Below are 11,565 nucleotides of genomic sequence, written 5' to 3' on the forward strand. Positions count from 1 at the left end.
TAGTCAAGTGTTTAAATATAATATTAATTAATGATTATTAAAAAAACAAATAGACTTTACACCTTTGTTTAAAGATATAAAGTCCATTTTAAAACGTAAATTTTATCTAGGATTATATTTATAAAGCAATATTTAAAACTTCAATAATTTCTTTAGAATCAAGTCCTAAATAATGTCCTATTTTACAAGTATCATTTTTTGTAGCTCTTAATGCCATTTTTTCAAAATTAGAATCATCTATATTAAATTTTGAAAGTCTTGTTCTAAGGCCTAAATCTATATAAAACCTTTCTAAATTTTCTGCTAACATTAAAGCCATTTCTTCTTTAGAATGATTTGCATAATCTATATTAAATAAACGATTTGCAAGTTGTACTAATTTATTTGGTTTTCTTATTGCTAAATATTTAGTATACGCAACTAAAACTACTGCCATTCCTTCTCCATGAGTTATACCATATTCTGCACTAATTTCATGTTCTATTCTATGTGAAGCCCAATCAGCCATTCTTCCTGAATCTAATATATTATTATGAGCAAATATAGACATAAGGAAGACTTCACTTCTCGCATTTATATCACTTGGATTATTAATTAATCTATATGAATTAAGTATCAAAGCTTTTAAAAGTCCTTCTATCATATAATCTGTCGTATCTGTATATTTAATATCACTATAATATCTTTCTATTAAATGAGTAGAAATATCACATAAGCCAACACTTGTTTGATATTTAGGCAAACTTAATGTATATTCAGGATTAATAATTGCAAACTTAGGAATAATTAAATCTGTTTCTATTCCTAGTTTAAATTCCCCATTTGAAACTATAGAGCAATTAGAAGTTTCAGAGCCACTTGAAGGTATAGTCGAAATAACCCCTATAGGTGTTGTTTTCTTTATTTCAAGTCCTTTTTCAAAAAATTCCCAAACATCTAAATCACTTTCTAATCCTACCGATATAGCTTTAGCACTATCTATTACTGAACCTCCACCTATAGCCAAAATTAAATCTATACATTTGTCTTTATTTTGTTTTATTAAATCTCTTATTAACTCTACTTTTGGATTAGGTAGGACAGAATTATTATATACATAACTTACATTTAATTTATTACATACTTCTATAACTTTATCATATATACCTAAATCCTTAATAAAATCTCCACTACTAAGAATTAATAAATTTTTAACATTATTTTCTTTCAATTCATTTTCTAACTTATTTATAGAATCTAATCCAAATATTATTTTAGCACTATTTTGATAATTAAAATCTAACATTTATATTCTCCTTTTTTAAGAAGTCCTCCCATTTTTTACTAAGTTTCTTATCTGTAACTATTAAATCAACCGGCTCCATTTTTGAAAATACTATTGAATCATTGTCATCAAACTTAGTATGATCAAGTAGTAAAACTTTTTTCTTAGAATGTTTTAACATTAAATCCCTTATTTTTAATTCTTCTAATTTATTATCACCAAATCCAAACTCCATATTTATAGAGGGATAACTTACAAAAGAGATATCTGCATGATAAGCAGATAAAGTTTCAGTTGCTAAATAACCTACAAAAGATTTATTCTTTTTTCTAAAATTTCCTCCTATAAGTATGAACTTAACTGTTTCTGACATCTCACAAAGATTTGCTATTTGCAATGAATTAGTAATTATAGTAACTATAATTTTTGAATCTATAATTTTTTTTGCAAGTTCTATACATGTAGTGCTAGAATCTAACATTATAGTATCTCTTTCTTTTATTATATCTATAGCCTTATTAGCTATATATATCTTTTCATTTTTCAATAATGTTTCACGTATATTCAATGAGAATCCATGATGATACTTATACTCTATATATGCCCCTCCATGTGTTCTAACAAGCTTTGATTCTTTTTCAAGTTCAATTAAATCTTTTCTTATAGTTTCTTCACTACAATCTAACTCTTTTGCAATAGTTGATATTGATAAACTTCCATTTATATCTAAATATTCAAGAATTTTATTTTGTCTCACTACCTTGATCATTTATATACCTCTCTTTATTTTATAATAACGGGAGTACCTGAAGTTTTGGCATAATAATAAATTTTTGCTGCATCTTCTACATATTCAGCTGCCATAAAGGCATCTTCAAGTGTTTCTCCACAACTTATTGTACCATGATTTGCAAGTAAACACGAATTTCTATCTTCTAAATATGGTAAAATAACTTCACCTAATTCTTTGCTTCCTGCAGGTCTATAAGGTGCCACATGTAAATCTCCACCTAAATATGGTCTCATTTCTATCAAAATTAACGGTATATCTTCATGTGTAACAGCAAATGATGTAGCAAATGTTGAATGAGTATGAACAATTGCATTATATTTTTTAAATCTTTCATAAACACAAACATGCATTTGCCATTCAGAAGATGGTCTTAACCCTTTTATATACGGTTCTCCTTTTGAATTTATTTCAACTATATCATGTTCCTGTATTTGATCGTATGCCATACTACTTGGTGTTATAAAAAAGCTATCTTCTTTATCAGGATTACGCATACTAATATTTCCACTCGTACCCGCTACAAGTCCAGTATTATACATTTTTCTTCCTGCTTCAACTATCATTTCTTTAACATTCATTTTTTATCTCCTTATTAATAAAATCTCTTAACTTCATTTTTGAAGTAACTGTTTAAGTCATAAGCTGAATATATTCCTTTATCAGTTACAACACCACATATTAAATGAGGAGGAGTTATATCAAACGATGGATAAATAGCTTTTGTATTTTTATGTGTATGATTTCCTAATACTAAACTTGGATCTCTTAGTTCTATCTTTATATCTTCTTCAGTAAATTTATCAACATCAGGTATACCTGTAACAAAATACGGAACACCAAACTCTTTAGCAAGTATAGCTATCTGGAATGTTCCAACTTTATTAGCTATATATCCTGCTCGTGTAATTGTATCAGCTGCTGAAGTAAATACGTTAATACCTATATATTTCATAGTATAAGCAACCATATTATCTGAAATAACTGTAGTATCAAATCCCATTTCAGCAAAACAAGTTGCAGTTAATCTCGCACCTTGAAAATAAGGACGAGTTTCTGCACAATAAAATTTAACATTATCTTTATGTTCCCTTTTTAAGACTCTAATTAACATACCTATTATAGTTTCACCAAAACATTGAGTCAATACTTTATCTCCATCTTTTATTTGACTAGCAAGATGAACTGCAACTTCTTCCATAATACTATATCTTCTATTTAAAGAAGCAATAGTATCATTTTTTATCGCTTCATAAGTAATCTTACCTTTTTCAAGAGCTTCTATTGCAACATTTAAACAAGAATTTGTAATTTTCTCCATTCTATTTGCAGTAGTCGGTCTAGCATGACTTAATGTATAACTAGCTTTCTTAAGATATTCTATTTGAGCATCTTTATCTAAATTACGACATTCATAAGCAGCTAGTGCCATTCCCATTCCAACAGCTGTATAAGGCCCTGCACTTTGTGTAACCATATCTGCTACAGCTTGAGCTACTTCTTCATGTTTACTACAAGTTACAAATTCAACTCTTTCTGGATAAATTCTTCTATCTAATATTTTTACAAAACCTTCTTCATAAAACCAAGCAATATTTTCATAAGTTAGCATAAATGGAAGGTTATAATCTTTTCTTTCCATATCAATTTTCTCCTAAAACATTATAATTGTTTTATTATTTATTTTTTTTAGCATCTAACACTTTCTTTACATGACCTTCTCTTAAGAATGCATATATAATAACCAATAAACAAAATACTATAATAGGTATTATTGCACCTTGTTCTTTCATATAATCCCAACTTGAATATATAGCTATAATATATATACAAGCACTTATAATAGGTAATAATATTGAAGCCCATCTTGGTAATTTAAATTGAGCATTTTTATAAGCTTCAGGATTTTTCTTTTCTAAGAATGCTATTGCCATTACAGGGAATATTGCAAATATTAAACCAACATTTGCTCCTATAACTGATACAGCCTTAATTTCTTGTCCTAATAAAATTGGATACATACCTACTAAATAATACATCAATAATAACCAATGAGGTGTTCCAAATTTCTTATTTTCTTGAGCGAATTTTTCAGGGAACCAACCATCTTTAATAGCTTGTTTTATATCATTTGGTGCCCAAGCAAACACTGCATTTAATGATGATAATAAGGCACACATTCCTCCACCTATAATGAATACTAAATACATCCAATTAGGTAATATAGCTTTTGCAACAACTCCTAAATTTTTATAAGCAACTTCATCAAGAGGTAAAGTCCCAGCTGCAACTAAAGCTATTAGGAAGTATAAAATTGAAACAATAACTGTTGAGCTTATCATTGCTACTGGTATATCTCTACCTGGATTTTTTGCATTTCCTCCAAATTCTGATAAAAACTCTCCACCTATCATTGCGTATCTAACTAATACTGATGCTGCTATAAATTGTCCAAGACCATTAGGTAATACATTTCCTATTTCAAAGAAAGAACCAAAATCTTGTACTTGAGGTAATCCAAATGAAACAAAGGCAAATAATGAAGCAAGTAATACAACAACAACTGCTCTTTGAATTAAAACTGATGTTTTAATACCAACTAAGTTTATTATAAACACAAAAGTCATACAAGCTCCAGCTATTAAATTAACATTAATATTTGGCCATAGTTGTTGTGCATATTGTGCAAAACCAATAGCATATTGTGCAAGAACAAATTGTCCAAATACTAATAAAGCAACATAAAAGAAACTTGTTTTTCTACCCACTAAATCTCTAACATAAGAATACATACCACCTGCATTAGGTATTGCAGAACCAAGTGCAGCTAATGGTATTAAAGGTATAACTACTATAACAGCAGCTATTAAAAATGAAACAGCAACTCCTTTACCTGTCATACCCATAGCAATACAAAGTAGAACCATTATCCCAGACCCTATAATTTGTCCGACACCTACTAAAAACAACTCCCAAAAACTTAATTTTTTTTCCATAATAAATTGGACTCCCTTCTAATTCTATTAAATATTAATATTTATTAACGCTTCAAATACTATATCTGCACAAGTTTGAACAGTTTTATTTAACAATTCTGGATCTGGATCATTATCTTCTGCACTATCAAGAACTGCTAAAGCATTTCCATCAACTGTAAGTATAGCACCTGCTTTAATTTTATAAAGAGATGCTGCTGTAAACAGTGCTGAAACTTCCATTTCAAGTCCTATCGCTCCTGCTTTAGCTTGAAGTTCTGTATTTGTTTCTAAAAGTCCTCCATAAAAAGCACCTTGAGTAACTATAACTCCTGTATGCACTTTTATATTTTGTTCTTTAGCAGATCTAGCTAATTCTGAAACACAATCAAAATCAGCTATAGCTGGAAATGATTCAGGAACATATATATTACTTACTCCTTCTTCTTTAGCTGCTGCTGTCGGAACTATGATATCTCCTGTCTTAACTTTTGAACTTAATGAACCACAAGTACCAAGTCTAAGCAATAATTTAGCTCCACCTTTAATTAACGAAATAAATGAAAGCATAGCACCACTAGCACCTACTCCATGTGATGATATATTTACAGGTACTCCTTTATATGTACCACTATAAGTCCAATATTCACGTCCTTTAGCAAGACATTTCATATTATCAAGTCTATTCGCAAGCATTTCCGCTCTAAATGGATCCCCAACAACAAGAACTCTTTCTGCTACATCACCTTTTTTTAATCTAATCCCAGGTAATAATTCTTCACTCATATAACAAACTCCTTTTTAAAAAATTTATCTTCAATATATTAATACTTATAATTCCAAAAAAGTCAATACTTTTCCAAAAAATTCCAAATATTTTCCAAAAATAAATTATTTATTTAAACTCTAAAACATTTAGAAACCTTTTTAAAATAACAACAAAACATTTTTTTGTTTTTATTGGAATAATAAAAAAAGGTAGTAACAAAATACTTAAATCATATTATTACTACCTATAAAATTTAATTTTTATGTATATAATTAGATAATTCTATATTATTATTTAAAGCCTTAGCACATATTTTACCTACGCTATCTCCCATATCAATTAAAGTTGCTTGAACTCTAATACTAGCTTGAACTAAAAAAGTTGTAGATATACATCTTCCTATTGTTACCATATTATCAATAACATCATTAATCAAGCATCTATATGGAATGTCATAATACTCACCTTTTTTATACTTTTCCATATGTACTAATCCTTTACTAGAATGAACATCTATGTACCAATCCGCTTTAGCAACTGAATCTTCAAATTTTCTCCGATTTATATAATCTTCTTCAACCAAAGTATATTTCCCTACAATTCTATAAGATTCACGAATCCCTAAGCTATTTGCTATTCTAATTAAATATGAATTTTCAAACCCCGGCATCATTTCTTTTAAAAATTTTATTAATCTTTGTATTTTTTCTTTACCATATAATATTGCTTTTGATCTAATTAAAGAATTAGTATTCTTTTTCATTATTTCAAGATGAGGACAATTAAATGTCATACACCCTTTAGCATCTGGAATAGAAAAACATTGAAAATATATCAAATCTTCTTCTTTAAGTAACCCTTTTTCAACTCCTTGTATGAATAAAGGTTCAAGTTTAAACCCTTTTCCTTTTACCATAGCAGCTTCAAAAAAATCACCCGTTATCAACTTAGAGAATTTTTCATTTAAATTTAAAACATAATCTCTAAATTTATTTATATCAATTCCCCCCATTTCAAATCTTAAAGAACTCATTTGATTATTTCCTTCAGAATCTCCACTATTAGTTTTAACTCCTGCTAATCTTGATAATAACGCATCACCTGTAGCATCTATAAATTGTTTTGATTTAACTGCACCTATACCTTCAACTGTAGTTACAATAACATAGTTAATCTTTTTATCATGTAATATAACATCAACTAAAGTAGCATCATATAATATATCACCTTTAAATAATTTTTCTAATACATAACTTTTATTTTCTGGTGTAGAATAAAGATATTCAGTTATTCCATCTCTCGTCGTTGAATTCAATTTTTTCAATTCTTCTTCTATCAAATAAAAATTATCATTATGTGGTACAAAAGATTCCATAATAGGATTTACTAAGGCATTAACACTAGCCCCTCCTAAAAAAATACTTTTTTCTATAATTAATACCTTATTACCTTCATTTGCTGCACTTATAGCCGCAGATGCTCCCGATGTTCCTCCACCTACTACAACCGTATCATATTCTCCCAAAATTGGTATAATTTTATTTGCATATGTTATATAGTTCATTTTCAGCCTCCTTTAAATATGTATAATCGATATAACCACTTTTTATCAAACTTATATAATCCATGTATTTGGGATTAACTTTAGAATTTGTAAACAATTTAGAAAATTCTATCGCACATATTTCACTACAAGTATTAACTTTAGATTTAAAAAGTATTCCTTTTACTTTTTTTAGATATTTTTGTATATAAATATCGTATTCAATTTCTAAAAAATGATAAAATTCATGCGCTATACATAAATTTTTCAAAAAATTTAAATCTATATCCTTTATATCTTCTGAAATTAAATCTAATTTTTTCTTTAAATCATTTATATATATATTTATTTTTCTATTTTTATCAAAAAATATTATTTCTGAATACAAAACATATGGTGATTTTTTATTTCCATCATCATATATTTCAACAATTTCAAATCCATGATTTTTAAGTATAGAAACTATATCTTCATCTTTATACATTTCATATATTTTTGATGCAAAAGATTTACAATTTTCTATATAATACATATAATCTTTTCTATTAATTTTTCTAAAAACCAAATCCTGTTTCAACTCTAAAAAATAAATTACATCATCACTTATCATATCTAATCCTTAGAACATACTATTAAAATGTTTTCCTTACCATCTAAATATTCTATTTCCATATTTAATATAGATAACATTTGTTCTTTTGTTGTTATACTACTTAAATCTACCGATTTTTGTCCAAAATAAACAAAAGTATTTGGTAGAGTTTCATTTGCATCAGAATAAATTGTCATAGAGTCTATAAACCTATCTATATACATATCAATCTCTTCTTTTTTACAGTAAAGAACCTTAGCTTTTTGTTTTTGTAATCTAATAACGCCTTCGTCATCTATTACACATGTAGTAGTTTTTTTACTTTTAATTAATCCAAAAAATGATGAAGTTATATTTGATAATTCAAATATATTCCATTTTCCAGTAGTTGCAATATGCTTAATATCTACATTATTTTCTTTATTTAACTCCAATAATTTCTCTTTTAATTCTAATTGTGTTAAAGTTTTAGCACTTCTGTCCTTTGTTCTAAGTTCAGTAGCAGCTGTTGCAATTCCTCTTAAAATATTCTTTTTAGAATCTATTTCTATTGTAATCTCTATAGTTTTAGGATCTGCTCCTGATTTAATAATCATTTCACTACAATCATGTCTAATTTTTTTTATATCTTCTTCTGTTGGATTAGATATGTTTCTCTCTATTTGTTCTCTAAGTAAAGCTAGTGAAACTCCAATAGTTGATATATATGGAGCATTTTTAGCTATTTTAAATCTCACTCCTGTAAGCTTACTTAAATACGGAGTAATTATAGAAGCCGAACCTCCACCACCAACTAAATATATTATATTTTTATTTAAATTATAATCATCTATTAAACTATCAACTATATTTTTAACTTTATTACAAGCAATTTGTAAAGCTTTTTCACAAAGAACCTCTACCTTTTCTCCTGTATATTCTGCAAGTGCAGACCATGCAAGTCTAGCAGATTCAATATTACCTTTTGCATAATCATCATCTGGAACATAACCTAAAATATTTGCAGCTCCTGCAAGAGTCAATGCAAAACTTTCTCCATCATCACAACTAACTATAGCATAATTTTTCTTATCATCAATTTTAGGTGCTATTAATTCTATCTTAGGATTTTTTATTCTTTCTGGAGATACAAATACTTCATATTCTTTTTCTGCAATATGAGCTGATCTTGGTCCAACATCAGAAATTTTACCATTTTCTATAACTATCATACTTCCACCAGCTATACCTAATGTTCTTACGTCTAAAGAAGTTAGATAAAGTTTTTTCCCTCCAATTTCTGCATTCTTTATCATTACTTTTCCTTCTTTAATAGCTGATATATCAGTAGATGTTCCTCCAACTTCTAAAAATATTCCATCTGTAATTTTTTCATACATTAAAGCCCCAGCAACTCCAGCAGCAAGTCCAGATAACATAGTTAATATAGGTCTTTTTCTAACTTCATCTACACTCATTACTCCACCATCACACCGCATTATCATAAGTTGTTTTTTTATACCTGCATCCTTAACTGCAGTTTCTGTCATATTCGCAGTTTCTAACATAGTTGGTATAAGAGAAGCATTAACTGCTGCTGTTCTTGTTCTAGCTTGAAGACCATATAATTGAGAAATTTCATATCCACCAGTTGCAAGTACACCCATAGAATTTGCTATTTCAATTATTCTTTTTTCATTAACTGGATTATCTACTGAATAACTCTCTGAAGCAACTATAATTTTAGAACCCTCTTGTTTTAATTGATTTATAACATCTATTACATTATCTTCAACTATATTGCTTGAATCAATAAATCTATGTTGAGTATATAAATATTTATCACTAGATAATTCAATATTACCTACTATAGTTTCATTTTTTGAACGACTCGCTTCTATACCTTTACCCATACCTATAATACCAACTTTAGCAACATCCCCTTCAAGTAATGCATTTGTAGCTTGAGTTGTACCATGAGCTATAAAAACTATATCTTCCGTAGAAATATTATTTTCTTCAAGAACTTTATTTATTGCTAAAATTATTCCTTCTGAAACTCCTTGTTTGGAGTTATGAGTAGTTGGAACCTTTGTTTTAGCTATTACTTCAAATGTTGTATTATCTACAACAACTGCATCTGTAAACGTTCCTCCAACATCTATTCCTATTCTTACTTTTCTAGTTTCCATAATTTCCCCTTATTTAAAATAATGTTATTGCTGAATATATTAGTATTCCTAATGTCATAAGCATAGTATATGGTAATGTTGATTTCAATATATCATTAACATCAACTTTAGCAAATCCTGCTATTATTACGTTTTGTGTATTAGTTGGATCTGTTACTGTTTGAACCATACTTGTACTCTTTAACGCCATTCCAACTACAGGTATACTTAGTCCAGATAAAAGTAATATTTTTGCTATTCCTGAACCTAATCCAAACATATTTAATGGTCCTCTATACAAAGCAAGAGGTGAAAGTATTGTAAATATTAATATATACATAATTGGGTTAGTTGGTGTTATAAATGATATAACTGGTTTTATTAATTCTACTGATTGTGGTGCAGATACAGCATTTAAAAGTATTCCTATTCCTATCATTAATCCTATAACTCCAGCAACATCTTTAATCCCTTCTACAACAGAACTAGATAAATCTTGTACTATTTCCATAGGTCTTACTATTAATGCAGTTATTATTATTGATAAAATTAATGCTGTATCAGGATTCCATTTCAAGAAAAATACTAATACAATAGGTAAAATTGGTGTAAATAATGCAAATATATTAACATCATTATTTTTACATACATTTGCACACCAAGATTTTCTAGTACCTTTCAATCCTTTTCTATAAACATTAAAGTAGATGTATATTAATGTTATAATCGTAGAAACTATTCCCATTACTATTGAATAAGATTTAATTGTTTCTATATCCATTCCTATACTATCTATAAATATTTGATACAAAGAAACATTAAATATTAATCCAATATTTAGACCAAATAATATTAAACAAGATGCAACTAAAGATTCAATACCTGATGCAAGAAATATCGGAATTGCAATTTGAGACACCATTATTACCGCACCAGCTCCACTCATGGCTGTGAAAATTATCGCTATAGCAGCAGTTATAGCTATAGCAATTATTGTAGGTTTATCTCCTGCAAGTTCTGCTGCTCTTTTAATTATCGAATCAGAAATTCCTTTTTTTTGAATAATTTTAGCAAATATCGCACCATAAATAGTAACTATTATTGTACTAGCAAGCTTAATTCCTCCCTTAGTTATTACAAAATCCATTATTGAATTAATTTCAGGATTATCTGATTTAAAAGGTACTCCAGCTATTGCTGCAATAAGTATTCCCATAATTGGTAAAGCTAATATTGCCGGCAATTTTTTTGTCATCATCAAATATGCTCCTGCAAAAAATATTGCAAAAATTAAAATAATTTGTAAAGTTTGCATAATAATACCTCCAAAATATAAATATCTTTTTCACTAATATTATACCTCATTTTTTATTATTTTAAATCAAATTGAACAAAATTAAATATAAATATATTTTGAAAAAATATTTCAAAAATTATATATCAAAAAAAAATAATATGATAATTAATTATAATTTTAAAGAA

Annotated in this window: 10 protein-coding genes; all 10 read right to left on the reverse strand. The window is 27.8% G+C overall.

What is annotated here, in order from left to right; translation table 11 throughout:
• Positions 1-118: 118 nt before the first annotated feature.
• The 10 genes from ACWYO2_RS00650 to ACWYO2_RS00695 all read right to left on the reverse strand — a co-directional run bounded on the left by ACWYO2_RS00650 (position 119) and on the right by ACWYO2_RS00695 (position 11,398).
• Positions 119-1,285: an iron-containing alcohol dehydrogenase gene (locus tag ACWYO2_RS00650; protein WP_455514564.1), complete on the reverse strand. Its 1,167-nt coding sequence runs from the start codon at positions 1,283-1,285 to the stop codon at positions 119-121.
• Positions 1,272-2,033, reverse strand: a complete 762-nt coding sequence (locus ACWYO2_RS00655; RefSeq protein ID WP_455514565.1) for a DeoR/GlpR family DNA-binding transcription regulator — start codon at positions 2,031-2,033, stop codon at positions 1,272-1,274. Before ACWYO2_RS00655 ends, ACWYO2_RS00650 begins: the two co-directional genes overlap by 14 nt.
• 14 nt (positions 2,034-2,047) lie before the next feature.
• Positions 2,048-2,635 carry a class II aldolase/adducin family protein gene (locus ACWYO2_RS00660; RefSeq protein WP_455514566.1) on the reverse strand — a complete coding sequence of 196 codons (588 nt, stop codon included), beginning with the start codon at positions 2,633-2,635 and terminating at the stop codon, positions 2,048-2,050.
• A 14-nt stretch (positions 2,636-2,649) separates the two neighbouring features.
• Complete coding sequence (locus ACWYO2_RS00665; protein WP_455514567.1) at positions 2,650-3,696, reverse strand: S-methyl-5-thioribose-1-phosphate isomerase; 1,047 nt, start codon at positions 3,694-3,696, stop codon at positions 2,650-2,652.
• Positions 3,697-3,730: 34 nt separating this feature from the next.
• Positions 3,731-5,050: an APC family permease gene (locus ACWYO2_RS00670; protein ID WP_455514568.1), complete on the reverse strand. Its 1,320-nt coding sequence runs from the start codon at positions 5,048-5,050 to the stop codon at positions 3,731-3,733.
• A 27-nt stretch (positions 5,051-5,077) separates the two neighbouring features.
• Positions 5,078-5,815, reverse strand: a complete 738-nt coding sequence (locus ACWYO2_RS00675; protein ID WP_455514569.1) for a nucleoside phosphorylase — start codon at positions 5,813-5,815, stop codon at positions 5,078-5,080.
• Between the two features lie 236 nt (positions 5,816-6,051).
• Positions 6,052-7,362 carry an FAD-dependent oxidoreductase gene (locus tag ACWYO2_RS00680; RefSeq protein ID WP_455514570.1) on the reverse strand — a complete coding sequence of 437 codons (1,311 nt, stop codon included), beginning with the start codon at positions 7,360-7,362 and terminating at the stop codon, positions 6,052-6,054.
• Entirely contained in the window at positions 7,337-7,951 is a 615-nt protein-coding gene (locus ACWYO2_RS00685) for a hypothetical protein (RefSeq protein WP_455514571.1), read from the reverse strand. The genes ACWYO2_RS00680 and ACWYO2_RS00685 overlap by 26 nt, the downstream gene beginning before the upstream one ends.
• Before the next feature lie 2 nt (positions 7,952-7,953).
• Entirely contained in the window at positions 7,954-10,104 is a 2,151-nt protein-coding gene (locus tag ACWYO2_RS00690; RefSeq protein ID WP_455514572.1) for a hydantoinase/oxoprolinase family protein, read from the reverse strand.
• A gap of 13 nt (positions 10,105-10,117) precedes the next feature.
• Positions 10,118-11,398, reverse strand: coding sequence for a hypothetical protein (locus ACWYO2_RS00695; protein WP_455514573.1), 1,281 nt, complete (start codon positions 11,396-11,398; stop codon positions 10,118-10,120).
• Positions 11,399-11,565 lie beyond the last annotated feature (167 nt).

This window comes from Pseudostreptobacillus sp. (genome assembly GCF_977040545.1).